This is a genomic window from Hymenobacter negativus, assembly GCF_017571495.1.
In the GTDB taxonomy this organism is placed as follows: Bacteria; Bacteroidota; Bacteroidia; order Cytophagales; family Hymenobacteraceae; genus Hymenobacter; species Hymenobacter negativus.
This window is the reverse complement of the sequence record NZ_JAGETZ010000007.1, coordinates 271,127-297,221: the sequence shown is the minus strand read 5'-3', so window position 1 is coordinate 297,221 and position 26,095 is coordinate 271,127. Positions and strand designations below refer to the sequence as shown.

General features: G+C 58.5%; 23 protein-coding genes and 2 tRNA genes. 16 read left to right on the top strand and 9 right to left on the bottom strand.

The genetic code is table 11. The features are described 5' to 3' along the window. The 4 genes from J4E00_RS16585 to J4E00_RS16570 all read left to right on the top strand — a co-directional run. Positions 1-3,306: fibronectin type III domain-containing protein (locus J4E00_RS16585; RefSeq protein ID WP_208176294.1), on the top strand; the 3,306-nt coding region annotated here is incomplete at its 5' end. 120 nt (positions 3,307-3,426) lie between these two features. Further along, on the top strand, positions 3,427-3,645 hold the full coding sequence (locus J4E00_RS16580; protein ID WP_208176293.1) for a PID-CTERM protein-sorting domain-containing protein: 219 nt from the start codon (positions 3,427-3,429) through the stop codon (positions 3,643-3,645). 95 nt (positions 3,646-3,740) lie between these two features. Beyond that, positions 3,741-4,283, top strand: a complete 543-nt coding sequence (gene xrtX, locus J4E00_RS16575; protein WP_208176292.1) for an exosortase X — start codon at positions 3,741-3,743, stop codon at positions 4,281-4,283. Further along, complete coding sequence (locus J4E00_RS16570; protein ID WP_208176291.1) at positions 4,284-4,850, top strand: XrtX-associated membrane protein; 567 nt, start codon at positions 4,284-4,286, stop codon at positions 4,848-4,850. Between the two features lie 59 nt (positions 4,851-4,909). Here J4E00_RS16570 and J4E00_RS16565 read toward each other — a convergent pair. The 3 genes from J4E00_RS16565 to mutS form a co-directional block, all read right to left on the bottom strand. Further along, a tRNA-Leu gene (locus J4E00_RS16565) sits at positions 4,910-4,992 on the bottom strand. A 545-nt stretch (positions 4,993-5,537) separates the two neighbouring features. Beyond that, a tRNA-Gly gene (locus J4E00_RS16560) sits at positions 5,538-5,613 on the bottom strand. Between the two features lie 131 nt (positions 5,614-5,744). After that, positions 5,745-8,432 carry a DNA mismatch repair protein MutS gene (mutS, locus tag J4E00_RS16555; RefSeq protein ID WP_208176311.1) on the bottom strand — a complete coding sequence of 896 codons (2,688 nt, stop codon included), beginning with the start codon at positions 8,430-8,432 and terminating at the stop codon, positions 5,745-5,747. A 250-nt stretch (positions 8,433-8,682) separates the two neighbouring features. On the opposite strand from mutS, the gene J4E00_RS16550 reads away from it, so the two are divergent. Both J4E00_RS16550 and J4E00_RS16545 read left to right on the top strand, forming a co-directional pair. Then, on the top strand, positions 8,683-9,216 hold the full coding sequence (locus tag J4E00_RS16550; RefSeq protein WP_208176290.1) for an RNA methyltransferase: 534 nt from the start codon (positions 8,683-8,685) through the stop codon (positions 9,214-9,216). 52 nt (positions 9,217-9,268) lie between these two features. Further along, positions 9,269-9,664, top strand: a complete 396-nt coding sequence (locus tag J4E00_RS16545) for a hypothetical protein (RefSeq protein ID WP_208176289.1) — start codon at positions 9,269-9,271, stop codon at positions 9,662-9,664. A gap of 94 nt (positions 9,665-9,758) precedes the next feature. On the opposite strand, the gene J4E00_RS16540 is transcribed toward J4E00_RS16545, so the two are convergent. Both J4E00_RS16540 and J4E00_RS16535 read right to left on the bottom strand, forming a co-directional pair. After that, on the bottom strand, positions 9,759-10,529 hold the full coding sequence (locus J4E00_RS16540) for a TerC family protein (protein ID WP_236049853.1): 771 nt from the start codon (positions 10,527-10,529) through the stop codon (positions 9,759-9,761). Positions 10,530-10,681: 152 nt separating this feature from the next. Continuing rightward, the gene (locus J4E00_RS16535; protein WP_208176288.1) at positions 10,682-11,173 is read right to left on the bottom strand and encodes a YajQ family cyclic di-GMP-binding protein; all 492 of its coding nucleotides are present in this window, start codon (positions 11,171-11,173) and stop codon (positions 10,682-10,684) included. Between the two features lie 102 nt (positions 11,174-11,275). Here J4E00_RS16535 and J4E00_RS16530 point away from each other — a divergent pair, with 102 nt between their 5' ends. Together J4E00_RS16530 and J4E00_RS16525 are read left to right on the top strand one after the other, a co-directional pair. Continuing rightward, on the top strand, positions 11,276-11,731 hold the full coding sequence (locus J4E00_RS16530) for a GNAT family N-acetyltransferase (protein WP_208176287.1): 456 nt from the start codon (positions 11,276-11,278) through the stop codon (positions 11,729-11,731). A gap of 193 nt (positions 11,732-11,924) precedes the next feature. Continuing rightward, entirely contained in the window at positions 11,925-12,404 is a 480-nt protein-coding gene (locus tag J4E00_RS16525) for a PaaI family thioesterase (protein WP_317196639.1), read from the top strand. Positions 12,405-12,640: 236 nt separating this feature from the next. Here the strand turns inward: J4E00_RS16525 and J4E00_RS16520 are convergent, their stop codons facing one another. Together J4E00_RS16520 and J4E00_RS16515 are read right to left on the bottom strand one after the other, a co-directional pair. After that, positions 12,641-13,639: an NYN domain-containing protein gene (locus J4E00_RS16520; RefSeq protein ID WP_317196638.1), complete on the bottom strand. Its 999-nt coding sequence runs from the start codon at positions 13,637-13,639 to the stop codon at positions 12,641-12,643. Between the two features lie 383 nt (positions 13,640-14,022). Beyond that, on the bottom strand, positions 14,023-14,760 hold the full coding sequence (locus tag J4E00_RS16515; protein WP_208176284.1) for a metal-dependent hydrolase: 738 nt from the start codon (positions 14,758-14,760) through the stop codon (positions 14,023-14,025). Positions 14,761-14,951: 191 nt separating this feature from the next. Between J4E00_RS16515 and mfd the strand changes: the two genes are divergently transcribed. The 4 genes from mfd to J4E00_RS16495 all read left to right on the top strand — a co-directional run bounded on the left by mfd (position 14,952) and on the right by J4E00_RS16495 (position 20,114). Continuing rightward, positions 14,952-18,365 carry a transcription-repair coupling factor gene (mfd, locus tag J4E00_RS16510; protein WP_208176283.1) on the top strand — a complete coding sequence of 1,138 codons (3,414 nt, stop codon included), beginning with the start codon at positions 14,952-14,954 and terminating at the stop codon, positions 18,363-18,365. Between the two features lie 146 nt (positions 18,366-18,511). Further along, positions 18,512-18,853 (top strand): hypothetical protein, encoded by a 342-nt coding sequence (locus J4E00_RS16505; RefSeq protein WP_208176282.1) that lies wholly within the window; start codon positions 18,512-18,514, stop codon positions 18,851-18,853. Between the two features lie 110 nt (positions 18,854-18,963). Further along, positions 18,964-19,656 (top strand): DUF6624 domain-containing protein, encoded by a 693-nt coding sequence (locus J4E00_RS16500; protein WP_208176281.1) that lies wholly within the window; start codon positions 18,964-18,966, stop codon positions 19,654-19,656. A gap of 8 nt (positions 19,657-19,664) precedes the next feature. Next, a complete protein-coding gene (locus J4E00_RS16495) occupies positions 19,665-20,114 on the top strand; it encodes a GNAT family N-acetyltransferase (RefSeq protein ID WP_208176280.1) in 450 nt (149 codons plus the stop codon). An 80-nt stretch (positions 20,115-20,194) separates the two neighbouring features. On the opposite strand, the gene J4E00_RS16490 is transcribed toward J4E00_RS16495, so the two are convergent. Continuing rightward, positions 20,195-20,887: a DsbA family oxidoreductase gene (locus J4E00_RS16490; RefSeq protein ID WP_208176279.1), complete on the bottom strand. Its 693-nt coding sequence runs from the start codon at positions 20,885-20,887 to the stop codon at positions 20,195-20,197. Positions 20,888-21,198: 311 nt separating this feature from the next. Here J4E00_RS16490 and J4E00_RS16485 point away from each other — a divergent pair, with 311 nt between their 5' ends. The 4 genes from J4E00_RS16485 (at position 21,199) to J4E00_RS16470 (ending at position 25,369) form a co-directional block, all read left to right on the top strand. Beyond that, positions 21,199-22,197 carry an aldo/keto reductase gene (locus J4E00_RS16485; protein ID WP_208176278.1) on the top strand — a complete coding sequence of 333 codons (999 nt, stop codon included), beginning with the start codon at positions 21,199-21,201 and terminating at the stop codon, positions 22,195-22,197. 307 nt (positions 22,198-22,504) lie between these two features. Next, positions 22,505-23,596 carry a glutamate 5-kinase gene (proB, locus tag J4E00_RS16480; RefSeq protein ID WP_208176277.1) on the top strand — a complete coding sequence of 364 codons (1,092 nt, stop codon included), beginning with the start codon at positions 22,505-22,507 and terminating at the stop codon, positions 23,594-23,596. 1 nt (position 23,597) lies between these two features. Then, entirely contained in the window at positions 23,598-24,848 is a 1,251-nt protein-coding gene (locus J4E00_RS16475; protein WP_208176276.1) for a glutamate-5-semialdehyde dehydrogenase, read from the top strand. Positions 24,849-24,883: 35 nt separating this feature from the next. Next, positions 24,884-25,369 carry a YdeI/OmpD-associated family protein gene (locus tag J4E00_RS16470; protein ID WP_208176275.1) on the top strand — a complete coding sequence of 162 codons (486 nt, stop codon included), beginning with the start codon at positions 24,884-24,886 and terminating at the stop codon, positions 25,367-25,369. Between the two features lie 82 nt (positions 25,370-25,451). On the opposite strand, the gene J4E00_RS16465 is transcribed toward J4E00_RS16470, so the two are convergent. Continuing rightward, positions 25,452-25,898, bottom strand: coding sequence for a DUF2141 domain-containing protein (locus J4E00_RS16465; RefSeq protein WP_208176274.1), 447 nt, complete (start codon positions 25,896-25,898; stop codon positions 25,452-25,454). Positions 25,899-26,095: the final 197 nt, after the last annotated feature.

The window sequence follows — 26,095 nt, the reverse complement described above, 5'->3', positions numbered from 1 at the left end:
CCGGCCTGTGCGCCAGTAGCCAGCCTTTCAGCCGGCAGCATTACCTCCACCACGGCCAGCTTGAGCTTCACAGCCGGAGCCGGCAACACCAGCTTCCGGGTGACTTATCGGCCCACCGGTGGCGCGGCCACCACCGTTACCCCCGCTCCCACGGCGTCGCCGGTGGCCTTGACGAGCCTTACGCCCAACACGACTTATTCGGTATCAGTCATCGGCAACTGCGCCGGCGGCGATTCCACCACGGCCGTTACCACCACCTTCACCACGCTGCCATTGCCACCGGCCAACGACGAGTGTACCACGGCCACAGCCATCCCCAGCATCGGCGTGGGCACCTGCGGCACGGCTGTGAACGGCACCAACGTGGGCGCCACTGCTTCGTCGACCACCGGCACGCCGGCCCCGGGCTGCGCGAGCTACTCGGGCGGCGACGTCTGGTTCCGCCTCACCGTGCCGGCCAACGGCATCGTGCAGGTGCAAACCGACCAGGGCACGGGCACGAGCATTTCCGACAGCGGCCTGGCCCTGTACTCGGGCAGCTGCGGCAGCCTGACGCTCATCAGCTGCGACGACGACAGCGGCTCCGGCGCCTTCTCTTTCATTCGCGCCACCGGCCTGACGCCCGGCGCCACCCTTTACGCCCGCGTCTGGGAATACGGCAACGACGAATTCGGCACCTTCACCATCTGTGCTCAGACCGACCCGGCCTGTGCGGCCCCGACGGCCCTGACGGCCAGCAGCATCACCACGACCACGGCCAGCTTGGGCTTTACGGCTGGCACAGGCAACACCAGCTTCCGGGTGACTTATCGGCCCACGGGTGGCGCGGCCACGACGGTTACTCCTGCCCCCACGACCTCGCCGGTCGCCCTGACGGGCCTTACCCCCAACACGACTTATTCGGTATCGGTCATCGGCAACTGCGCCGGCGGCGATTCCACCACGGCCGTTACCACCACCTTCACCACGCTGCCATTGCCGCCGGCCAACGATAACTGCGCCACGGCCACCGTCATTAGCTGTGGCCAGACGCTGAACGGCACTACTGTCGGGGCCACTACCACCGGCGACCCTACGGGTAGCTGTAGCGGTAACGCGCCCTCCTCTTCACCGGGTGTGTTCTACTCTTTTGTGGGCACCGGCGACGTCGTGACGGTGACCACCTGTACCGCCGCCACCGCCATCGATACCAAGCTCTTCGTGTACTCCGGCACTTGCGCCGCACTTACCTGCGTGGGTAGCAACGATGACGACAACAATTGCACTTCCAGCGGGGCTTCTACCGTCACCTTCACCAGCGTAGTAGGCACCACATACTACTTTATGGTGCAGCGCTTCGGTGCCGGCAATACCGGCACTTTCGCACTGAATGTTACCTGCGCGCCCGCGCCTCCGGCCAACCTTGTAGTAACCTCTCCGCAGAACGTGAGCGGCACTTATAACAACGTAACCGTACAGAGCGGCGGCGTGGCCACCCTCACTGGCACGCTCACCGTGAATGGTACTCTGACGGTGCAAACCGGCGGTATACTGGCCCAGAACTGCCAGCCCCTGAACGGTCCTGGCAGCTTCGTGCTGCAAACCGGTGCCGAACTGCGCATTTGTGACCCGGCCGGGATTGCACCTACTGGGGCCACTGGCGCTATTCAGCTCACCGGCACCCGTACCTACGCTTCCGATGCCTCGTACACCTATAACGGCACCGCCGCCCAGGTAACCGGCGCGGGCCTGCCCGCCACCGTGCGCAACCTGACGGTAAACAATGCCACCGGCCTCACCCTGAGCCAGGCCGTGAGCATCGCGCAAGTTGCCAATCTGCAAAGCGGCAACCTCACCACTGCGGGCTTTGGTTTCACGCTGCTGTCGTCAGCTAGCGGCACCGCCCTGATTGACAACACCGGCGGCATCGTAACCGGTATCGGCACCATGCAGCGCGCCATCACGAACGCCGTGACCGGCCCGGCTTACCGCCACTTCAGCTCGCCGGTGCAAAGCACCACGCTGGCCGACCTAGCCACCACTGGTTTCGCACCTACGTTCAATACTTCCTACAACAACGTTGCTAACCCCAGCCTCGTCACGCCCTTCCCTACGGTGTTCGGCTACGACCAAGCCCGCATTGCTACCGTTACCTCTACCTACGGTGCGTTTGACAAAGGCTGGTTCTCGCCCACCGGCCCCGGCGACGTAATGCAGCCCACCCGCGGCTATACCGTGAACGCACCCGCAACGGCCACGCCCATCGACTTCGTGGGCACGTTCAACAACGCGACGCAGAACTCCGGCACCCTGAGCCGGGGCACCGATGCCCAGGCCGGCTGGCAGCTGCTGGGCAACCCCTACCCCTCGCCCCTGGACTGGAGCACCGTAACTGCTGGTCAGCGCCCTGGCATGGACGGTGCCATGTACGTGTACCAGAGTACCGGCCAGTACGCCGGCACCTACCGTAGCTTCGACAACGGCGTGGGTGCCTCGCCGCTGATTGTGGCTGGCTCGGGCTACTTCGCCCGCGTGACGGCTCCTGGCGGCTCTGGTTCGGTAAATCTGACCAACGCCAACCGTGTCACCATCTTCGGCGCGCAGCCTACCTTCGGGCGCGGCAACGACACCCGGCCCCAGCTCCACCTCACCCTGACCGGAGCCGGCCACGTCGATGAAACCTTCCTGTACCTGCAGGCCGGCGCCACTACCGCCATCGAGCCCGAATACGACGCTATCAAGCTGGCCAATCCTACCGGTCTTGACCTGGCTTCGCTGAGTGGCAACGAGGCATTGGCCATCAACGGTCTGGCCCCCCTCTCCCGCACCGATGTAGTGGTGCCGCTGCTGATACGCGCTCCCCAGGCTGGCACCTTCAGCTTCGAAGCTGCCGAGCTAGCCAACTTCGGAGCAACTACTGTATTCCTGCGCGACGCCCTCACCGGCACCCAACAGCAGCTCACGGCGGGCACGCGCTACTCGTTCGCCCTGGCCACGGCTTCGGCCGGCGCCGGCCGCTTTAGCGTAGTGTTCCGCCCGGCCAATGTGACGGCCACCCGTCTGGAGCTTGACGCTGCTTCAGTGAGCCTCTACCCCAACCCGGCCCACGGCAGCTTCACCGTGCTGCTGCCACCACTGGCAGGCCAGCGTGAAGTACACGCCATGTTGGTAAACGCCCTGGGACAAGTAGTTCTCTCCCACACCATTGGCCTGACGGCGGCTGGCGCTACAGCAGAATTCAGCACCCAGAACCTTGCCACTGGAGTTTACACGCTGCGCTTGCAAGCCGAAAACCAATTCCTTACCAAACGCGTAGTCCTTGAATAATTGGATTTATCAGAAAATACTCCCAGCTGCCTTACGGCTGGGAGTATTTCTTAAATAATAGCTCTACATTTACTAAATCTGCTACTTACTAACTCTCAAACTACTTTCACAGCTTACTGCATGAAATCATTTCTCCTCACTCGTTTGCTTCCAGCCCTAATGCTGGCAGTTGCTGTTGGCGGTGTCGCCATGGCCCAGCCCGGTAGTGGTGGCCCTGGCCCCGGTACCCCCGACCCCGACCCTACCGCCGTCCCGCTCGATGGCGGTGCTTCGCTGTTGCTGGCCAGTGGTGTCGCTTATGGCATCAAGCATCTGCGTAATCGCCGCAAAAAATCCTAAGCCATTCGCTACTATTGAAATAATATTGAAAAGGCGGCTTTCCCATCGCGGAAAAGCCGCCTTTTTTGCAGCTTTGCAGTATTACCTCCCAGCTTATGCAACCTTCTATTCCAGCCAATGCCACTCCCTCCGGCAACCAACTGCTCATTCGCTTCATTCTGGTAGCCTCGGCGATGTACATGGTATGGTTTTTTGGATATGAGCAGTGGCTTGCCCCCGACGGCCGGCTCGACACCGCTTTGTGCATCCAGATTTCACGCACCAGCATGGCTTTGCTACAAGCTCTCGGCTTCGACGCCAGCCTCGATAAAACATATGCCAGCGTGCTCCTGATGGACGGGCGAGCGGCTGTTATTGTGGGCCCGCCTTGCAATGGGTTGGTGCTTTATGCTTTGTTTAGCGGCTTTGTGTTGGCATTTCCGGGCCCTTGGCGACGCAAGCTGTGGTTTATCCCGGCGGGCATGGTACTCATCTGGGTACTAAACGTGCTGCGTGTAGGCGCTCTGGCACTCAACCAGCAATATGCCCACCAGTCGGTCGATTTTAACCACCACTATACGTTCACCTTCATCGTGTACAGCTGCATCTTCGGCCTCTGGATGCTCTGGGCCCGGAGGTTAGCCGTACCTGCCCGCTAAATGACCGCCTCATTACCCGTGGCCTTACCTTCTGACGGCCTTCCTGCCCCTTCGCCACGCCTGCGCACCGGGCCAAAGCACTGGCTGCTGATAGGTCTGCTGCTCGTAGCCCTGCTGCTCATCGGGGTTTACAGCGATTCCATCCTTGCTTCCATCACTTCGCTGTGGCAGCAGGCACTGGCCGCTGCCGGCCTGAGCCGGGTAGCCGATGCCATGCAGCAAGGCATCAATGGCGGCATTACCAAGCGGCCGCTGCCGGCGGTAGCGACCTACGCGGTGCTCTACCTCAGCATTTGCCTGGCGCTCCTGTGGCTTGTACTGTTGCCTATGCAATGGCGGATGGCTTGGAAGCTATATGTGGGTGCTTTGCTGGTCTACGTGGCTATCACCCTGCTTGGCAAACTCGCTGGCAACGTACAATGGGCCTACCGCCTCAGCCGCCAGGTGCTTGATTTCGTCATCAGCCCACTGCCCGTAGCAGGCTTGTACGTGCTGTTTCGGGCTGGCTTTGGGCCACAGCCTGCGCGCCCCACTACCACTCTTCCAATTGATTCAGTTTCTGAATAAATCATTTCCCTTTAAAGCAAATCCCCGCTGCAGCTAGCTGCAGCGGGGATTTGCTTTTGTACCAGAGACGGGACTCGAACCCGTACGTCCGTGAAGACAAGGGATTTTAAGTCCCTCGTGGCTACCATTACACCACTCTGGCTCAAGCAGTTATTGCTTCTCTGCTTTGTTGATTTTTACCTCGATAATTATTTGTTAATGCGTGGCAACTGGAGCAAAGCAAGCGCAAGTTACTAATTCGATGGTCATTGTTGATGCCATTGGTGTGATGAAGTTCCAACGGAATTGGTTGTTGCTACCATTCAATCAAGCCACGGCTTTCACGTTTTGGATGCTTTAGTCTATGCTCAATCAATCGGTTACGAAGCCAAGTAGGTGGCGCATAAGTCGAATTTTCGACCAATATATTTTTCCAGGAAAATGCCGCCTCCAGTATTTAGAGCCGTCCCCCTAGTTACAGGCAGCCCCGGCACAATGACTGGTATCCAATTCTAACCTGGTAATTCTTGTGTGTACTGTCTTACTAATTGCCGCCAGCTGGCATCAGTTAAATGGCATTCAGCACCGGCAGACTTTCGGTTATGGCCTACTGGAATTATTCAGCGGCACTCAGGCACTTGTGGATAGCGGCCATAACGAAAGGTTAGTAAACAAAAAACGCTGCCCGGAGACAGCGTTTTTTTATTTTGGAGCGGGAGACGAGGTTCGAACTCGCGACCTCGACCTTGGCAAGGTCGCGCTCTACCAACTGAGCTACTCTCGCAGGAGGTTCAGAACAATTTTCGTTGTGCTGAATGGTGCGACAAAGGTAAGGTGATTTTTTGGAGATGCAAGTAGTAGGTGTGGAAATTTTCATTCTAGAGGCCTTTCTACTTCATTTTCAGCCCGAAAAAATTAACCTTTCCCTAACGTCAGCTTCAACTCGTTTAGCTTCATAAGCGCCTCGATGGGCGTAAGGGTGTTTACATCGAGGTGTTGCAGCAGCTCGCGGATGCGCTCCAAGGCTGGGTCGCTGGGTTCGAAGATGCTGAGTTGGGCCCGGGGTGCATTAGCTACAGCCGACGTGGCACGGGGCTGCGGTGTGGCGGGCTGCCGGGCAGGCTGAACGGCAATGCCCGCTCGCCCATTGCCGGGCTCGATACCGGCCAGTACGTCGTCGAATTCTGTTGCTACGCCGTCCTCGGCGCCGGCGCTGGTACGCTCCACTTCGAGATGGTGCATAATTTCATTGGCTCGCAGTACTACGCTGGTGGGCATGCCGGCCAGCCGGGCCACGTGGATGCCGAAGCTGTGCTCCGAGCCACCGGGCTGGAGCTTGCGCAGGAATAGGATACGGCCGTCGGCTTCCTTCACGGCCACGTTGTAGTTGCGCACGCGGGGGCAGTCGTCGGCCAGTTGGTTGAGCTCGTGGTAGTGGGTAGCGAAGAGGGTCTTGGCTTTGGCTTTGGGGTTGTTGTGCAGATGCTCCACGATGGCCCAGGCGATGCTGATGCCGTCGTAGGTGCTAGTGCCGCGCCCGATTTCATCCATCAACACGAGGCTTCTGTCTGAGAGGTTGTTCAGAATGGAAGCGGTTTCAGTCATTTCCACCATGAAGGTACTTTCGCCCTTGCTCAGGTTATCGGAGGCGCCCACGCGGGTGAAAATCTTGTCGATAATACCCACCGTAGCCGCATCGGCGGGCACGAAAGAACCGATTTGGGCCAGCAGCACGATGAGGGCAGTTTGGCGCAGCAGCGCTGACTTACCGGCCATGTTGGGGCCGGTTATCACCACAATCTGCTGCTCATCCTGGTCGAGGCAGATGTCGTTGGGAATGTAGCTTTCGCCGGGTGGCAGCTGCCGCTCAATGACGGGGTGGCGGCCCGCTTTGATGTCGAGCACGGTGCCGTCGTTCACCACGGGCTGCACGTAGCGCTGCTGCCGAGCCGTGAGCGCGAAGCTGGCTAGGCAGTCGGTAACGCCAATGGCGCGGGCATTTTGCTGAATCTGGGGCACGAAATCCAACGCGGCCAACACGAGGTCGTTGTAGATTTTCTGCTCGATGATGAACAGCTTTTCCTCGGCGTTGAGGATTTTCTCTTCGTAGGTTTTCAGCTCCTCAGTCACGTAGCGCTCAGCATTCACCAGCGTTTGCTTACGAATCCACTCGGCCGGCACCTTGTCTTTGTGGGCGTTGGTGACTTCGAGATAGTAGCCAAACACCTTGTTGTAGGCCACTTTCAGCGAAGATATGCCCGTATTGCGTTGCTCCCTCATCTGCAATTGCAGCAGGAAATCCTTACCCGAGAAGGCCAGGGCACGTAGCTCATCCAGTTCGGAATCGACGCCCGAGTTTAGCACGCCACCCTGGTTGGTGAGGATGGGCGCGTCGGGCTTGATTTTAGCGATGATTTCCTGGCGCAGGTTGGTGCAAGGGTTGAGCTGCTCGGCGAGTTTCACCAGCGCTCGCACGCCGGAAGCAGCCAGCCGCTCGCGCATGGGAGCCACGGCTTCGAGGGCGCGGGCCAGCTGCAGGAGTTCGCGCGGGTTCACGCGGCGCACGGCCACTTTGGAAATCAGGCGCTCCAAGTCGTTGATTTGGCGCAGGTGCTGGGTAAGGTCGCCGAGCAGTTCCTCGTCGGCCACCAGCGCGGCCACGGTGTCGAGGCGGCGCTGAATCTGGCTTACTTCTTTGAGAGGCAGCACTATCCACTTGCGCAGCAGGCGGGCGCCCATGGGCGTCAGGGTCTGGTCGAGCACATCGATGAGGGGCACGCCGCCGGGGTGCTGGGCCTGCACCAATTCTAGGTTGCGCACCGTGAAACGGTCGAGCCAGACGTACTTGTCCTCCTCCAAACGGCCGAGACTGGCGATGTGCTGGATGTCGGTGTGCTTGGTTTCGGCGAGGTAGTGCAGGATGCAGCCGGCCGCAATCACACCTTCCTTCAGGTTATCAACACCAAAGCCTTTGAGCGAGGTGGTGCGGAAGTGGCGCGTGAGGGTGTCGTGGGCGTAGTCGGCCCCAAAAACCCAATCGTCCAGCGCATAGGTACAATAGTCGGGGCCGAAATGCTGCTCAAACTCGCCCCGGCTTTTCTTGCAGAACAGTACTTCGGCGGGGCTGAAATTCTGCATCAGCTTGCCCAGGTAATCGAGTGAGCCCTGAGCCGCCAGGAACTCACCAGTGCTGATATCCAAGAAGGAAATACCGGCCTCCTGCTTGCCAAAGTGGATGGCCGCAAGGTAGTTGTTGGAGCGCCGCTCGAGCACATTGTCGTGCATGCTCACGCCGGGCGTCACCAGTTCAGTAATACCACGTTTCACAAGGCCCTTCGCTTCCTTGGGATTTTCGAGCTGGTCGCAGATGGCTACGCGCTGGCCGGCGCGCACCAGCTTGGGCAGGTAGTTGTCGAGCGAATGATGTGGAAAGCCGGCCAGGGCCACTTCGCTGCTGCTGCCGGCCCCGCGCTTGGTGAGCGTGATGTCGAGAATGCGCGCAGCTGTGACGGCGTCCTCGCCGAAGGTTTCGTAAAAATCGCCCACCCGGAACAGGAGCACCGCGCCCGGGTGCTGCTGCTTGAGCTGGTAATACTGCTTCATCAGCGGCGTTTCCGACACGGCCGGAATGGGCACGGTGAAGTGGTCGGGGCCAACGGACTTGATGACGAATTCTTTTTTGGGTGCAGCCAAGGCAAGTAGCGCGACCTTTGCGGCGCGCAGATTTGGTGTGTGAACAAGGAAGTGGCAGCCGCTTTCGAAGTCACGGACTTTTGCTTGGCAAACTTCGCCAAACCATGCGGCCGCCCTATTTTAAACCGACAAAGCGAACCGCAAAGTTCGCGCTATTTCCATGCGAAAACTCACAATGGCCGAGTTGAACCGGGCCTCGGTGGATGAATTCAAAAGTACGCCCAAAAGCCCCGTGGTTTTGGTACTCGACAACGTGCGTAGCATGCACAACGTGGGCGCCATCTTCCGCACAGCCGACGCGTTTGCGCTGGAGAAAATCTACCTCTGTGGCTACACGCCGCGACCACCACACCGCGAAATCACCAAAACCGCGCTGGGCAGCGAGGAATCCATGGCCTGGGAATACGCCGCCGAAACGGTGACTGCCGTGGCCGCGCTCAAGCAGGTCGGCTACCAGGTAGTGGCGGTAGAACAGACTACTGGCAGCGTCTCGCTTTCGCAGTTTCGGCCGGAGCCGGGCAAGCCGCTGGCGCTGGTGCTGGGCAACGAGGTATTTGGGGTGGAAGATGACGTATTAGCCCTGTGCGACCTGGCCGTGGAAATCCCGCAGTTTGGCACCAAGCACTCGTTGAACGTAGGCGTGGCCGCCGGTGTGGTACTCTGGGACGCGCTGGTGAAGCTGGGCGTGGTGTAGAAAGAGGTTTTCAACTGTTGTCCATCAAAACGACCAAAACTTCCCAACCCTAATGGCTGACATCCGCCCAAACGACGCCCTGCTGAACCTGCGCCCCACTGTGCCCACTGAAACCACCGATGCTGATGGCTCGGCTGGCGCCTTTCTCCACGCCACGCTGCGCCCCGTCCTGAAGCTGCAAAACGACCTATTGCTAGCCGTGGTGGCTGATTTCGTGCGTGAACACCACATCACCTTACGCCCCACCGACCAGCACCACCAACTCGCTGAGCTGATGAGCCGCAACACCAAGCTGCGTTACACCGTGGTAGGGCTGATAACGGGCCAGTTCACTACTGAGGAGTACGCCTTTTACCGCCAACACCGCTCCGAATGCAACCGCCGCCTGCTGGAGCTGGCCCAGCGCCGCGTGCTCGACCAGGCGGCTACCGTACTGACGCTAGCCTAGTTTTAACCGCCGAGCGCGCAGCAGAAAGGCGCGGAGGTCGCAAAACGTTCTGCGAACCTCCGCGCCTTTCTGCTGCGCGCTCGGCGGTTAAGTCTTAATCGTACTGCGAGTCGCGTAACTGCACGGGCTTGTTTTTCTTCCGCAAGCGCAGGTTCAGCAGCTCCACAATCAGCGAGAAGGCCATGGCGAAGTAGAGGTAGCCCTTTTCGATTTCCTTGTGCGCAGCCTCCATCACCAGCATGAACCCAATCATGATGAGGAACGACAGCGCCAGCATCTTAATGGTGGGGTTGTTGTTCACAAAATTAGCTACCACACCACTGAAGCTCAACATGATGCCCATGGCGCAAATCACAGCGGCAATCATCACCAGCACGTTGTCTACAAGGCCCACGGCGGTCAGAATAGAGTCGAAGCTGAACACGATGTCAATCACCACAATCTGCGCAATAATGGACATCATCGACGCACTACCGCCCTTACCAACTTCTTCTTCTTCTTCGCCTTGCAGCTTAGTATGAATCTCGGTGGTGCTCTTGTACATCAGAAACAAGCCGCCGGCCAGCAGAATCAGGTCGCGACCGGTCACGCCGAAGGGTTGGTCCAGCCATGGAAAATCCGGCAGGTTAAACAGCGGATTCCGCAAACTAACAATCCAGGAAATACTCAGCAGCAAGCCTATGCGGAATACCAGTGCCAGCAGCAGGCCAATGGTGCGGCCCCGCGCCTGCTGGGCTTTGGGCAGCCGGTTGACGACGATGGAAATGAAGATAATATTGTCGATGCCCAGCACGATTTCCATGAACGTGAGGGTAAGCAGGCTTATCCAGGTAGCCGGGTGGGCAAAGGCCGAAAAATCGTACAAGGCAGGGGATTTAAAGGAGTGAATTGGTAAAAGAGTGAATGGCTGAGTTAATAAATTGGGGAACACTGAATCGTGAAACGGCCCGGCGCATTACCAATAGAGCCTGCTTTTTTCAGGAAGTGCTAGCCGAAGCCAATTCACTTATCCAACCATTAGCTTTTCATGTTCACAAATTGCAGCGGCAGGCCGATATCGGCCTTACGCAGCACGGCGATGGCGGCCTGCAAATCGTCGATTTTCTTGGATGTTACGCGTACCTGGTCGTCCTGCATCTGGGCTTCTACCTTCACTTTGGAATCTTTGATAGCCTTGATGATTTTGCGACCAAACTCCTTATCAACGCCGGCGCGCACCTTGATGGTTTTCTTGATAAGCTGGCCGCTAGGCTGCTCATCAGCACTGAAGTCGAGGCTGGTGCCGTCGATGCCCTGCTTCACCACACGGCCCAGCAGGATGTCTTCCAGCGCTTTGATGCGCATGGAATTTTCGGACGAGAGCAGAATGGTGTTTTCCTTTTTGTTGAGTTCGATGCCGCCTTTGGTATCACGCAGGTCGTAGCGGGTCTGGAGTTCTTTTTGGGCCGTATTCACCGCATTTTCCAGGGTTTGCGGGTCAACTTTGCTCACGATGTCGAAGGATGCCATGGCGGGGTGGATGTAGTTTTGAAGAGAAAACCGGCCGTGACCGGGCCGTAAAGGTAACGCCCCAAATGGGCCTTGGTTCTGGTTCTGCTTCATACTTGCCTCATGAAACCCGCGTCTCTTCCTATTCATCCACCTCGCACCCCAACTGAATGGACAGCCTACTATCAGTTGCGCTACGCCGTATTGCGGGCACCTTGGCAGCAACCCGTCGGCTCGGAGCGCGTGCCCGCCGATGAGGAGCCCGACACCATCCACGCCCTCCTTCTGGCCCCTGATGCAGCCACTGCGCTGGCAGTGGGCATGCTACAGCCCATAGGCGAACACCAGGGCCAAATCCGATTCATGGCTGTGGCCCCTGAGGCCGCCGGCCAGGGCCTGGGGCAGCAGGTAGTGACCTATCTCGAAGCGCAAGCCCAAGCAGCAGGCCTCAACGAAATTGTGCTGCATTCGCGGGAAACCGCTGTGGGATTCTACCAACGGCTAGGTTATGTGGTGGTGGAGCCGTCGCATACATTATTTGGCGTACTACTGCACTTTTTGATGCGCAAGCTGCTATAATGCCCGTTATCCAGAGCTTGCGAAAGACCTTGTCATATTTGCACCATTTGAATTAGTGCAAGACGGTCCTCAGCAACAGAATCTCTGTCTCTGCTTGATTGGCAGAATAATCAGCCGGACAAATGCTTAGCAAGGCTGAATGCACGGCATCCAATTCTTTCGTCTTTACTTCCAAACCCACCCGCTTCTTATTGTGTCAGACATTTCTCCTTCCCTACCTGAACTGGCCACCATGGTAGCAGCCTATAATCAGATGAACCACTATGGCCGCACCAATGGCATGGTTCTTACTGTGCCCCGGCCCGGGCTAGCCGAATACCGCATGACTGTGCAGGCCGAGCACCTCTCCTCCCCCAACACCTGCCACGGCGGTGTGCTGGCCGGCCTCATGGATGCGGCACTGGGCGCGGCAGCCCTCACCTTAGCCTTCACTAAACTGGAGTTTGTGTCTACGGTCGAATTCAAGATGAACTACCTGCACGCCGTCCATCTGCACGATGCGCTGGTGGCCCGGGGCATGGTCGACCACGCCGGCAACTCCTTGTTAGTAAGCAGTTGCATAATTTATCGGGTAATAGAAGGGCAGGAAGAGGTCGCGGTAGCCCGGGGCCTGGGCACGTTTAACCGCTACCCGGCCAACAAGCGCGACTTTGCCAAGCTGGTGATGGAGTGACCCTGGCATTGCAAGGCCACAGGTTGTGGCAAACAACGGCCAGCGGAGCTAATCCGTCCTCTCAACACGCCCATTCCTGAGTTGTGACAATATCTTTTCAAACGCAAAAAGCCCCGGCACTGCATAGTGCCGGGGCTTTTCACATCTTCTAAGTACTTGGTATTGAAAGGACCAATTAGCTTCGCTGGTGTTTGGTTGCTGCGTTGCGCTTCGCTCCACTCGCAATGGCCGGCCTCTTACAGTTCGGCCGAAGCGTGCAGGCCTACGGGCTCGTACTCGTCCTCGCCGTCGGTCATTTGCGGAGCGGGCACCTTGCGCACGTTGCGGGCGCAGTCCTCGTCGCGGTGGTTGCGGCCCACGGTGAATTCTACCCAGTCGCCTTCGCGCAGGTCGTTGAAGTCACCCTCAGTTAGGTCGGCGTAGCTGAAGAACAGGTTGTTCGGGGGCATTACCACGAAACCGAAACCGTTTTTCAGATTTTTGATGGTGCTCATGCCGAGCGTACCCACGGGGCCAGCGGCGGTAGGGCCAGTAGGACGGGCCAGTTTGGGTGCAGCAGCCGTGCTGGGCGCGAAAGCAGCAGGCTCCGACTGGTTCACGAACATGGCTTCCACCACTTCGTCCTGCTGCTCCAGGCCGCGGTCAATCACGTCGTGCATGGCCACTGGGTAAGTCACTTGCTCCAGCAGTTGCTGTGAGGCGCGCGTAACGCGGGTTTCACCTTTGAAATCTTCGTATTTGAAGTCCCAGTTCAGCAGCATCACGCGGGTGCCCACGGTGTTGAGCTTGCGGATGAGAGGCACATAGTCGGAATCACCGGCGATGAGCACGACCACGTCGAGGGTTTTATGCAGGGCGAGTTCTAGGGCTTCGAGGCTCAGCCACACGTCGATGCCTTTTTCCTGGAGGCGGCCATCGCGGGTTTTGAGGGCCATGTAGTGCGTTTGCACGCCCAGGTTCATCAGAATGTCGTCGAGCAGGCGGTCATGGAACAGGCGGTCCTTGTCGCGGGCTTCGGTAGCTGAGAGGCGGCCGCGAAAAAAATGAGCATCTGTAATTTGCGCCAGACGAACATCTACATCTTCTTCTTCAGCAACTTGATGACGAATGTATTCGTGCAAACCTTCAAGGCTGATGCGCGCCTTACGCTCGTGCTGGAAATAATAATAGTCGCTAATTTTTAAGAAATAGTTGCCGTCATAAAAGACACCAACCCGAATCAAGGGGCTGTTCATCTGGTTCATTGGATGCGTTAAGTAAAGTTAAGAAATGTGTTAGGAGTGGGAAGAGGGTTGCACAATCGAAAAAACCCTGCGAACTGTGCGGAATGAGGATTCCGGCACAAATTCTTGGCGGTTCGGAATAACGAGGAGTTGTGGCCCGGCGAAGCTGCCTGAGTAGCAGGCAAAAAATCGGCGTGGAAAGGTAAATTAATTGGGTTTTATGAATATTTGGCGTCGCAAACGATTGAAAACGCAGAATAATAACACGAAGCAATACCAATACATGCCTAAGCGGCCGGCATATCTGCTGCGAAGCTAATGTACTTGGCTGACTTTTGCAACAAGCATATACATTACGCTACGGCCCTGCTGAACTGCTTTGGGGCATTTTCGGGCTAGAAACCCATGTGGCCCACTACCAGTCCCAGCACCAGCAGGGCATAGCCGACGCAAATGCCCACCTCCATTGCGTTGCCACTCGCCGAACCGGTGCTGATGAGCGGAACTCTGAAGCAAAGCGGAATCGGCAGCAACCAGCGAACCCCCGACTTCGTCAGTGTATCAGCCAACAAATGAGACACGTAGCCGCCGCCTGCATACAGTGCCACACCGCGCCAGCCGAGGTGCTGGTCGGCCAGGTGGCCGATGTAGGTCCAGAGTGCGGTGGCCCAAAGAGTGTGCGTCCAAGAACGGTGCGTGGTGAAGGGAGCCAACGCCACAAAGGTGCCCAACAGGCTCAGCCAAAGCTGCTCGGTGTAGAGGCCCGCCACCACCGTGGCCAGCCCAGTGAACAGCAGTGCCAGCCGCCGGGCCGAACCGCCCTGCATGCCCACGCCAATCAGCCCGAAGGCCAGCGCGCCGGTGTAGTACAGGCGCTGCTCGGCCCCGGGCCGCGTTTGAAAGTAGGCGTAGGCCGCCAGAGCCAGCGCCCCAAAAGCAAAGGCCCAGCGCACGTAGTTCTGCGTGAAGCCGAGGCGCTTGCTGAGGCGGCTTTCGGGGTGGTCGAGGTCGGGAGCGAGGCTGGAGAAGCCGGCCAGCGCAATGCCGGCCAGCGAGAACGGGATGCTGGGAGCCAGCCCGGCAATGGCCACGCCGGTGATGAGGCCGATGGCCAGATGAGAAGAGCCGCGCATGCGTTAGTTTGTAGGCGTCAGTTGTTGGTTTGTTGGCTGCACGAACTATTGTTGGCCTGACAACTAAACTGGCAACGAAGCTACGGGCAGCCCCGGAAACCTTCGCTGCCGCTCCCGTGTATTTACCCCGCTGCCCGACCAGGAATTACTCTGGCCGGGCTAGTTCATTTGCTCCCCTAGCCTGATTTTTTGTGCAAGTAGCCGACTTTCTCCGCCTCTATCGCCTTTCGCCCGAGCTGCAAACCCTGGCCGCCCGCTTGCGTGGCGCCGCCAAACCCGACCCCAGCAGCGTGCGCCTGCACCTGCGTGGCCTAGTAGGCAGCCAGGATGCCGTGGTAGCCGCAGCCGTGGCGCACGGACAGCACCCGCACGTGTTCATTCTGCACGACAAAGAGGAAGCGGCTTACTTCCTTTCCGACTTGCAGCACTTGCTGCCGGAGGGACCGGAGGCGCTGCTGTTCCCCAGCTCCTACAAGCGGGCGTATCAGTTTGATGAAACGGAAAACGCCAATGTGCTGATGCGTGCCGAGGCCTTAAACCGGCTGAACACCACGCGGGCGGCTGGCAGCGGCAACAGCGTGTTTATTGTGACGTATCCGGAAGCGCTGACGGAGAAGGTAATCAACCGACAAAGCCTGGTAAAGAACACCTTCAACGCGAAAGTGGGCGACAAGCTGGACGTAAATTTCCTGGGTGAATTGCTAGGTGAATACGACTTTGAGAAGACGGATTTCGTGTATGAGGCCGGGCAATATGCGGTGCGCGGCGGCATTGTGGACGTGTTTAGCTACGCGAATGAGTTGCCGTTTCGCCTGGAATTATTCGGCGATGAAATTGAAAGTATTCGGACGTTTAACCCCGAGACCCAGCTTTCGGTGGAGCCGCGGCCGAGCATCAGCATCATTCCTAATGTGCAGACGAAGATGCTACACGAAACGCGGGAAGCTTTCTTCGACTTTCTGCCGCGCACGGCCTGCATTTGGGTGAAGGACGTGCGGCAGACGCTGGATGTGGTGAGCGAGCTGTTTGAGAAAGCCGAAGCCAATTTCGAGCAGATGCTCGCCGAGGCGCATGGCATGCAGATTGTGAGCAAGCCAGCCGATTTATTTGAATCAGGCAAGAGCTTTAAGAAGCTGCTGGATGAGTTTGCGGTAGTGGAATTTGGCAAGCGCTTCCACTTTAAGAATGCCGAAACGTTCCAGTTTGCGGCTAAGCCACAGCCAAGCTTCAACAAGGAATTTGAGCGCATGGCGAAGAACCTGCGCGAAAACCAGCTGCGGAATTTCACCACGATAATTGCAGCCGATACCGTGCGCCAGGCCGACCGGCTGCGGACCATTTTTGACGAGTTGGACAACAACGTGCAGTTCCAGCACCTGCTGCTGGCCCTGCGCGAGGGCTACGTGGACGAACAGCTTGAGCTGGCTGTGTACACCGACCACCAGCTGTTTGAGCGCTACTACCGGGCCCAGGAAACCCGGAAATTCTCCAAGAAGAAGGCCTTGACCTTGCGCGAGTTGAAAACCCTGCAGCCCGGCGACTACGTGACCCACCAGGACTATGGCATCGCACGCTTTGCGGGGCTGACGCAGGTGGACATTAACGGGCAAATTCAGGAGGCCATCCGGCTGGTATACCGCGATGACGATGTGCTGACGGTGAGCATTCACGCGCTGCATAAGATTGCGAAGTACAGTGGCGCGGAAGGCTCGCCGCCCACCATGAGCAAGCTGGGCTCGCCGGAGTGGGAGAACAAGAAGAAGTCGGTAAAGAAGAAGGTGAAGGACATTGCGGCCGACCTTATCCGGCTGTATGCCAAGCGCAAGACGGCGCCGGGCTTCGCTTTTTCACCCGATGGCTTCATGCAGGCCGAGCTGGAATCGAGCTTCATTTACGAGGACACGCCCGACCAGGCCAAAGCCACCGAGGACGTGAAAAACGACATGCAGCAGCCCCATCCCATGGACCGGCTGGTGTGCGGCGACGTGGGCTTTGGCAAGACCGAAGTGGCCATTCGGGCGGCCTTCAAGGCGGTGGCCGATGGCAAGCAGGCGGCTGTGCTGGTGCCCACCACCATCCTGGCCATGCAGCACTACAAGACCTTCCGCGACCGGTTGGCCACGCTGCCCGTGACGGTGGAATACATCAACCGCTTCAAAACCACCAAGCAAATCAAGGAGACGCTCCAGCGCGTGGCCGAAGGCAAAACCGACATTTTAATTGGCACGCACCGGCTGACCAATAAGGACATTAAGTTTAAAGACTTGGGGCTGCTGGTGATTGATGAGGAGCAGAAGTTCGGGGTGAAAACCAAGGACAAGCTCAAGGAGCTGAAAGTGAACGTGGACACGCTCACGCTGTCGGCCACGCCGATTCCGCGTACGCTGCACTTCTCGCTGATGGGTGCCCGCGACCTGAGCGTAATTGCCACGCCGCCACCCAACCGGCAGCCGGTTCAGACGGAGCTGCATGTATTCGATGAGATTCTGATTCGAGACGCGGTGGCTCGGGAGTTGAAGCGCGGCGGGCAGGTGTTTTTTGTGCACAACCGCGTGAAAGATTTGGACGAACAGGCCGCCATGATACTGCGCATGGTGCCCGATGCCCGCATTACCACCATTCACGGACAGATGGAGGGCGACATGCTAGAGAAGCGCATGATGAAGTTCGTGGAGGGCGAGTACGACGTGCTGGTGAGCACCAACCTCATCGAGTCGGGCCTGGATATTCCCAATGCCAACACCATCATCATCAACCGCGCCCACTTGCACGGCCTGAGCGACCTGCACCAGATGCGCGGCCGCGTGGGACGTTCCAACCGCAAGGCTTACTGCTATTTGCTTACGCCACCGGTGGCCAACCTGCCCTCGGATGCGCGCAAGCGGCTGAGTACCCTGGAGGAGTTTTCGGACTTGGGCGCAGGCTTCAACGTGGCCATGCGCGACCTGGACATTCGCGGCGCGGGCAACCTGCTGGGCGGTGAGCAGTCGGGCTTCATCAATGACCTTGGTTATGAAACCTACCACCAGATTCTGGATGAGGCCGTGACGGAGTTGAAGGAAACTGAATTCCGCGACCTGTTCCTCGGCGACTCGGCACAGCGGCTGCAAATGGCGGCTGGCGCGGGCCGCTCGCGCGAATGCAACGTGGAAACAGACCAACAGGTCCTGATACCGGAAAAGTACGTGAGCAACGTGTCGGAGCGCCTACAGCTCTATGCCAAGCTCGACCGCGCCCAGAAGCAGGAAGAGCTGCAGAAACTGCTCACGAGCATGACGGACCGGTTTGGCCCGCTGCCGCCCGAAGTGGAACAGCTGGCCGACATCGTGCGGCTGCGTTGGCAGGCCTGCAAGGTGGGCTTCACCAAAATCACGCTCAAGCGCGACACCCTGAAAGGCTATCTGGCGGCTGATGACGACCACAAAGCCTATTTCCAGGGCGAGCAGTTCGGCACCATCCTCAACTACGTGCAGACGCACCCGCGCACGGCCAAGCTGAAGGAGCACAAGGAGCAATTGATTGTGACATTTGATGAAGTGCGCTCCATTCAACAGGCCAAGCGGGTGCTCAACGAGCTGAGCAGCGAGGAAGCCGTGACAGCGTAAGGCGCGAGTCCTCCGAAGTAAAAGCACAGCTTCGGAAGGACCGGGCTATGCAAACAAGCTAAACAGTGGCATTTCAGTACCAACGGTGGCCGTTGAAACGCCGTAAGGCCTAGTATTCCTTATCCACGTTTTCAACTTCCATTGTTATGAAAAGCCTTTTTGTTTTAGCCGCTTTAGCCCTGACTATCACCACTGCTTCGGCCCAGACTTCTCCTACCCGGAGTGGGTCCGGCTCGGCGGCGCAGCGTTCCTCAACCAACAACGCGGATACGCCCGCGCCATCGGCCGTTAATTCGCGGCCCACGGCCTCGCCGGCCAAAGGGCAGCGCACAGATAAGCCCATTAATACGGCACCGGCCACTGGCGCTACCCAGGCTTCGCGCACCAGCTCAACGACTAAGTCGACGCGCCAGGCCGGGGCCACAGGCAGCAGTAACATCGAAAGCATCAGCAAAAGCGCGAACAACTCGCCGGCGCCGAAAAAATAAAAGCTGCGGCCTTTTGCATCCTTTTTTATTAATTCCGGCTCGCTGCATATGCAGCGGGCCGGAATTATTTTTGAGCGCTACTGGCTTTCTCCTGCCGTTCACTCCTTGCCATGAAAGCCACCGCTTCCCTCCTGTTGCTTTTGCTGCTTGCGGCGTTTTCAGGCCGGGCCCAAAACCAGTTCAACCCGGACCTGAAACGGGAGCTGGACAGTATTTATGCCGTCGACCAAAAGTGGCGGAGCATGTTGTTTAATCCGCATCAACGCTTCCGGCCCGACTCTCTGGCCCGGGCACTGGGCGTAACGCGACAGAGCCTGCCCACTTACATTCCCCGTCAGATGATGCGGACGGACTCGCTGAATCTGCTGCGGATGCGCCTTATTTTAAAGCAGTATGGCTACCCCGGCAAGACCCTGGTGGGTGAGCCCACAAACGAAGCCGCCTGGTACGTCATCCAGCATTCCGATGAAATCGACCGCTACCTGCCGCTCATCAAAAAAGCTGCTAACAAAGGCGAATTACCCTTTTACTTCTACGCCCAGATGCTGGACCGCCAGCTTATGCGCGAGGGCAAAGAACAGCTCTACGGCACCCAGGCCATGGGCTACAATGTGACCAACCCGGCCACCGGCCGCCGCGAAAGCCAGCGCCCATTTGTATGGCCAATCAAGGATGTGGCCGGGGTAAATACGCGCCGCCAGAAGGCTGGCTTCAAGAATACCGTGGAAGAGAATGCCGCCATCATGGGCATTTCCTACCGCGTGGTGACCTTGGAAGAGGTAGCCAAAATGCCCAAAAACTAACGCTTCTTATGACCATCCGCTGGCACTGCCTTCCCTTCGAATCCTTTCCCCCCCTCATTCTCTACGACGTGTTGCGCCTGCGCTCGGAGGTGTTTGTGGTAGAGCAAAACTGCGCCTATCAAGACATTGACCGCCAAGACCCCGACGCCTACCACCTGCTGGGCTACAACGAAGCCGGCGAGCTGGCCGCCTACGCCCGCCTCTTCGATGCCGGCAAGTGCTACACCGAAGCCAGCATTGGGCGCGTCATCGTGGCACCACCGTTTCGGCAGTATGGGCTGGGCCGCGAGCTGATGCGGCAGGCGCTGGCGCATTCCGACGCGCTATTTGGCCCGCAACCCAATAAGATTGGGGCCCAGCAGCATCTAGAGGCCTTTTATAACGGATTCGGGTATGAGCAATGCGGGCCAATGTATGTGGAAGACGGTATTCCGCACATTCCCATGCGACGGGCGTAGGCCCGAACGACAAAACAGCCCGCCATGCTTCGGTAGTCCTCAGCACAACGGGCTATTTGCGGTCAGGTGAAAGCAGGCGCTTAGTCGCAGCCCTCCGGCCCGCACACCGCGCCATCGGCTACCAGTGTCAGCTTAGGCTTAAACTCGTCGTATACCTTTTCCAGCACTTCGGCGAATAGCTCGGGCTGCTGGGCACCGGAAACGGCGTATTTATCCTCAAACACGAAGAAGGGCACGCCACGAACGCCTATTTGCTGGGCTTGGTACTCGTCGAGGCGCACGGCGTTGGCGTAGGTGCCGGCCGTGAGGGCCTCACGGCTTTCGGTAGCGTGGAGGCCGACTTCGGTACCGAGCTTTACCAAGGTGTCGAGGTCGCCCACGTTCTGACCTTCGAGGTAGTAGGCAGCCATGAGGCGTTCCTTGGTGGCATCCTGCTTGCCGTGGTGGGCACCGAGGTGAATGAGCTGGTGCGCCAGGAACGTGTTGGCCGGAATGGTGCGGTCGAAGTCGTAATGCAGGCCGACTTCGACGGCGGCTTTGGTTACGTACTCGCCCATGCTGCGGGCTTCGTCAACGGAAACGCCCTTTTTTTTGGCCAGCGAGTCATGGATGCTTTGGCCGGGCAAGGGCTCAGAGTTGGGGTCGAGCTGGAAGCTGTGCCATACTACTTCTACCTCGTCGCGGTGGGCGAAGCCGGCCAGGGCTTTTTCGAATTTGCGCTTGCCGATGTAGCAGAACGGGCATACCACATCGGACCAGATTTCAACTTTCATATCGTTGGGATTTTAAAGCTACAGAAGTGGCTACAAGAGGCAGAGGCAGCGAAAAGTTTCGAGGAAGTGCGGAGATTCGGGAACGGTGCAACGTCCTGCGGAGCGTAGCCGAAGCAGCTCTACTTCAACGGTGATTCAACCGTTGAATAAGCGAGTTACCAATCCACACGAGCTGCTTCGGCTGTGCTCCGCACGACCATTCGTTTTAGTACCTGTCCCGGCTCTTCCAATTAGCTCCTCCGCAACCTTCGGCCCCAAAGGCCGGTTAGCAACCTCGCCCCTCCGGGCATTCACCAGACCAACTCACTCTCATGGAATTTCAAAAATTAGGCTCCTCCGACGTTTCCGTTTCGCGCATCGCCTTTGGCAGTTGGGCGGCCGGCGGCTGGATGTGGGGCGGCACCGAACAGAACGACGCGGTGGGCGCCATCCACGCCAGCTACGATTTGGGCGTGACCAGCATCGACACCGCGCCCATCTACGGCATGGGATTCAGCGAGCAGATTGTGGGCGAGGCCATCAAAAGCCTGCCCCGCGATAAGGTGCAAATCCTCACCAAGTTCGGCATGCGCTGGGACCTGGCCCAGGGTGATTTCGCCATGAAAACCAAGGACAACAACGGCCAGGACCTCGACGTGTACAAATACGCCGGCCGCGACAGCATCATCAAGGAGTGTGAAGACAGCCTGCGCCGCCTCGGCACCGACTACATCGACCTCTACCAGCAGCACTGGCCCGACGTAACCACGCCGATTGACGAAACCATGGAAGCCCTGAGCCGCCTCATCGAGCAGGGCAAAGTACGCGCGGGCGGCGTGAGCAACTATTCGGTGGCCCAAATGCAGGAAGCCGAGAAAACCCTCAACATCGCCTCTAACCAGGTGCCCTACAGCATGGTGCGCCGCGATATCGAAAAGGACGTGGTACCGTACTCCATCGAAAACGATAAGGGCATTCTGGTGTACAGCCCACTGCAACTGGGCTTGCTGACGGGTAAAATGAAGCCCGGCCAGGAGTTTGGCGAAGGTGACCTGCGCAAAGGCCATCGCCTGTTCACGCCCGAAAACGTGAAGCGGGTGAATGCCGTGCTGAACAAAATCCGGCCGCTGGCCGAAACCAAAAACGCCTCCCTCGGCCAGCTGGTGCTGCGCTGGACGCTGGCCCAGCCCGGCATCACGGTGGCGCTGGTGGGTGCCCGGAACCCTGAGCAGGCCATGCAGAATGCCAAGGCAATGGACTTTCAACTAACGTTTGAAGAGGTGGATTTCATCAACAAACAGTTGCGAGAACTGGAAACGGCCACTGCATAGCGCCCCACTGGGACCGACCTGGCACCCAAACGAGTTGGGGTCGGACCCAAACTCACTACCCAAAAAGGGGAACAAGTTGGGGTCGGCCCCCAACTTGTTCCCCTTTTTGGGTAGCTGGCTGCCTTTTTTGCCGTACTGGTTCGGCTTTAGTAGAAACTAATTGCCCTGTGGACCAAACTGGTTCGTCTTTTTGGGCAATTTGTTTCCATCAAAGCCAAACCAGTTGCCTAAAAAGACGAACCGGTTCATGTTTTTAGGCAACTGGTTGCGGGTGGGCACATCTTTGCGCGTCTTTGCTATTTACCCCATGCCCCTCCCCTATCGCCGCCTCGTTGTTAAAATCGGTTCCAACGTTCTCACACAGGACAACGGCCTGCCCGACCTTGACCGCATGGAGCAGTTGGTGGGCCAGATTGTGCAGCTCAAAACCTTGGGCCTGGAAGTCATCGTGGTGTCGTCGGGCGCGGTGGCGGCGGGCCGCAGCCTCATCACCCTCCCAGCCCAGACCGATGCAGTGCGCAGCCGCCAGCTGCTGGCCGCTGTGGGCCAGGTAAAGCTGCTGAGCACCTACGCCGAGCTGCTGGCCAAGCACAACCTGCTCTGCGCCCAGGTGCTGGTGACCAAGGAAGATTTCCGCGACCGCCAGCACTACCTGAACATGAAAAACTGCTTTCAGGAGCTGCTGCAGCAGCAGGTAATTCCGATTGTGAATGAGAACGATGTCATCTCCGTCACGGAGCTGATGTTTACGGATAACGACGAGCTGGCCAGCCTCATTGCGGCCCAGCTCGACGCCGATGCGCTCATCATCCTCACCAACGTGGACGGCATTTTCACCGGCGACCCGCGCCTGCCGGAATCAGAATTGATTCGGGAGATTGCGCCGAGCGATAAGGGATTCGACACCTTTATTACGGCGCAACGCTCACAGTTTGGGCGGGGCGGCATGCTCACCAAGTGCCACATGGCGCACAAGGTGGCCAAGCTGGGCATCAGCGTGCACATTGCCAATGGCAAAACGGCCGGCATCCTACCCGCCGTGCTGGCCGAAAATGCGGTAAACACTTGGTTCCGGCCCAGCAAAACAGCTTCGGGCAAGAAGAAATGGCTGGCCCACGCCCAAAGCGCGGTGAAGGCCACTGTGCAGGTAAATGCCGGGGCGCGGGAGGCCCTCAGCACGCCAGGCAAGGCCGTAAGCCTGCTGCCGGTGGGCGTGCTGGGCATCAAAGGCGAGTTTCAAAAAGGCGATATTGTGCAGATTACCGACGAAGCCGGCCAGCCTCTGGGCCTCGGCATTGCCGAATACGGAGCCGAGAAAGCGCAGGAGCGGCTGGGCCAGCAACACCAGCGCCCGCTGGTGCACTACGATTACCTGTTTCTGAACCCTGACCTTGCCTAACGTGGACCTGACGCCTCTCTTTCAAGCCGCCCAACAAGCCAGCCGCGAGTTGGCCGCCTTCGGCCCTGCTGCCACCGATGCATTGCTGCGCGACTTGGCCACAGCCATCGTGGCCGAAACCGACTTCCTGTTGGTCGAAAACGCCAGGGATTTGGCCCTGATGCCCGAAACCAACCCCAACCACGACCGCCTGCGCCTCACCGCCGAGCGCCTCCAGGGTATGGCCGACGACCTGCGCAATGTAGCCGCACTGCCCTCGCCGCTGGGCCAGGTTATCAGCGAAACCGAGCGGCCGAATGGCTTGCAGCTGCGCAAGGTGCGGGTGCCATTGGGCGTGGTTGGCATCGTCTACGAGGCACGGCCCAATGTGACGTTCGACAGCCTCGCGCTGTGCCTGAAAACCGGCAACACCTGCCTGTTGAAAGGCGGCTCCGATGCGGCTTTCTCCAACGCCGCGCTGCTGTTCGTGGCTCGCCCCGTGCTCGTGCGCCATGGCCTGAACCCTGCCGTGGCCACCCTCCTGCCGCCCGACCGCGCTGCCACGGCGGCCCTGCTGGCGGCAGTAGGCTACGTCGATGTACTAATTCCACGCGGCAGCCAGTCGCTTATCAACTATGTGCGGGAAAAAGCGCGGGTGCCCGTCATTGAAACCGGGGCTGGCGTGGTACACACTTTCTTCGATGAAACCGGCGATTTAGAAACAGGCGCGGCCATTATTCACAATGCCAAAACCCGCCGCGTGAGCGTGTGCAACTCGCTCGACTGCCTGCTGATTCACGAAAGCCGACTTACTGACTTACCCAAGCTACTGGTCCCGGTAGCCGCTGCCGGCGTCCAGCTTTTTGCCGACGCATCGGCCCGGAAGGCACTTACCGGGCACTACCCGGCTGAACTACTGGCTCCGGCCACTGAGGCGCACTTCGGCACGGAGTTTCTATCGCTGCGCATGGCCGTGAAAACCGTCGCTTCGTTGACCGAGGCGCTGGACCACATTGCGCAATTTGGCTCGAAGCACAGCGAGGCCATTATCTCGGAAGATGCTGAGCATCTCGAAACCTTCCTCAATGCCGTGGATGCCGCAGCCGTGTACGCCAACGCCTCCACCGCTTTCACCGATGGCGCGCAGTTTGGGCTGGGGGCTGAAATCGGTATCAGCACTCAGAAGCTGCACGCCCGCGGCCCAATGGGCCTGGAGGAGCTAACCAGCTACAAATGGCAGGTGCGCGGCTCCGGGCAGGTCCGAAATTCGTGAACAAGATTTGCCCAGTGGCGCTATCTTTTGTCCTTATGAATCCTTTCGTCATCTTTCGCGCCCCACTGGAGCCAGGCGGCCCCAGCTTTATGCCCACCCAAACCATTGTGGTGCCAGCCGACGTGCTCGAAGCCCTCGGCGGCAAAGCGGCTAAGCGCGTCATCGTCACCATTCGTGGGCAGGCGTTGCGGCTGGGGCTGCTGCCGTTGGAAGGCGGCGGACGCTACCTTATGCTGAATAAGGATGTGTGCCGCCACGTAGGTATATCCTTGGGCGACGAGTTGGAAATCGCCATCGAGCCCGACCCTAACCCCGACCACGTCGACCTGCCCAACGAGCTAGCCGAAGCCCTCGCCGCTTGGCCCGAGGCCGAAACCGCCTTTCACAACTACAGCGGCGCGCACCGCCGCGCCATGGCCCGGCTGGTGGACGAGGCCAAGCAGCCCGAAACCCGCATCCGCCGCGCCGTGAAACTCACCGAGAACCTAGCGCGCGGGCTGCACCCGTTTCGGGGCGATTGATGGACTTGAAGCAAAGAAAAAGCCCGTCATGCTTCGGCGGCGCTCAGCATGACGGGCTTTTTTTATTCTGACCTAGTGCTGGTCAATCCTTCAGCACGATGCTGACTACTTTGCCCGGACCGTCGACCATGAACTTGCACTCATCGAAACCGGGCGCAGCCACGGTGGGACGAATGTTGTTCGAGAAAGCATAGGGCTCGGTGGGGATGCCGAGGAAATTCTTATCGATTTTATCGTTGTTATTCATATCCTGGGTGATGGCCACGGCCCATTCGCCTTTGGGCAAGTCGACGGGCAGCGAAAACTCGCTTTTCCCACCGGGATTTACCGACTTGGAGAAAGCCCACTTGCCACTTTTCAGGAAGCCCTCGCGGGTGTTATAGAAATACAGTCGGACGGCAGCAGTGGTGGATACCAGAGAAGAAACCACGACCGTAACCGAACTGGTTTCAACGGGTGAGGAAGCTGGCACGGCGGCGGCTAAAAAACTACTGCCAATCAACAACGAGCAAAGCGATAACACGTTCATAAGCGGGATTATTGAAGTAAGCGGCAAATAGCGGGTAGGGCCCCAACGCCCCCGCTTACGCAAAGAGTTCGCAAACAACTGGGTTTGGCTGAAAACAAATAGCTATGGCCCAGCTTGTTTTCAGCCCGTGGCCGCTTACTAAACATTGTCGTTTTCGTATTTTGTTACTATTATTACACCTTCACGCTCAACTGCTT

Bases quoted from the DNA above. Each gene is read 5' to 3' on its own strand.
- J4E00_RS16580 (WP_208176293.1), top strand. From the start codon at position 3,427: ATGAAATCATTTCTCCTCACTCGTTTGCTTCCAGCCCTAATGCTGGCA.
- xrtX (WP_208176292.1), top strand. From the start codon at position 3,741: ATGCAACCTTCTATTCCAGCCAATGCCACTCCCTCCGGCAACCAACTG.
- J4E00_RS16570 (WP_208176291.1), top strand. From the start codon at position 4,284: ATGACCGCCTCATTACCCGTGGCCTTACCTTCTGACGGCCTTCCTGCC.
- mutS (WP_208176311.1), bottom strand. From the start codon at position 8,432: ATGAAGCAGTATTACCAGCTCAAGCAGCAGCACCCGGGCGCGGTGCTC.
- J4E00_RS16550 (WP_208176290.1), top strand. From the start codon at position 8,683: ATGCGAAAACTCACAATGGCCGAGTTGAACCGGGCCTCGGTGGATGAA.
- J4E00_RS16545 (WP_208176289.1), top strand. From the start codon at position 9,269: ATGGCTGACATCCGCCCAAACGACGCCCTGCTGAACCTGCGCCCCACT.
- J4E00_RS16535 (WP_208176288.1), bottom strand. From the start codon at position 11,173: ATGGCATCCTTCGACATCGTGAGCAAAGTTGACCCGCAAACCCTGGAA.
- J4E00_RS16530 (WP_208176287.1), top strand. From the start codon at position 11,276: ATGAAACCCGCGTCTCTTCCTATTCATCCACCTCGCACCCCAACTGAA.
- J4E00_RS16520 (WP_317196638.1), bottom strand. From the start codon at position 13,639: ATGAACAGCCCCTTGATTCGGGTTGGTGTCTTTTATGACGGCAACTAT.
- J4E00_RS16515 (WP_208176284.1), bottom strand. From the start codon at position 14,760: ATGCGCGGCTCTTCTCATCTGGCCATCGGCCTCATCACCGGCGTGGCC.
- J4E00_RS16505 (WP_208176282.1), top strand. From the start codon at position 18,512: ATGAAAAGCCTTTTTGTTTTAGCCGCTTTAGCCCTGACTATCACCACT.
- J4E00_RS16500 (WP_208176281.1), top strand. From the start codon at position 18,964: ATGAAAGCCACCGCTTCCCTCCTGTTGCTTTTGCTGCTTGCGGCGTTT.
- J4E00_RS16495 (WP_208176280.1), top strand. From the start codon at position 19,665: ATGACCATCCGCTGGCACTGCCTTCCCTTCGAATCCTTTCCCCCCCTC.
- J4E00_RS16490 (WP_208176279.1), bottom strand. From the start codon at position 20,887: ATGAAAGTTGAAATCTGGTCCGATGTGGTATGCCCGTTCTGCTACATC.
- J4E00_RS16485 (WP_208176278.1), top strand. From the start codon at position 21,199: ATGGAATTTCAAAAATTAGGCTCCTCCGACGTTTCCGTTTCGCGCATC.
- proB (WP_208176277.1), top strand. From the start codon at position 22,505: ATGCCCCTCCCCTATCGCCGCCTCGTTGTTAAAATCGGTTCCAACGTT.
- J4E00_RS16470 (WP_208176275.1), top strand. From the start codon at position 24,884: ATGAATCCTTTCGTCATCTTTCGCGCCCCACTGGAGCCAGGCGGCCCC.
- J4E00_RS16465 (WP_208176274.1), bottom strand. From the start codon at position 25,898: ATGAACGTGTTATCGCTTTGCTCGTTGTTGATTGGCAGTAGTTTTTTA.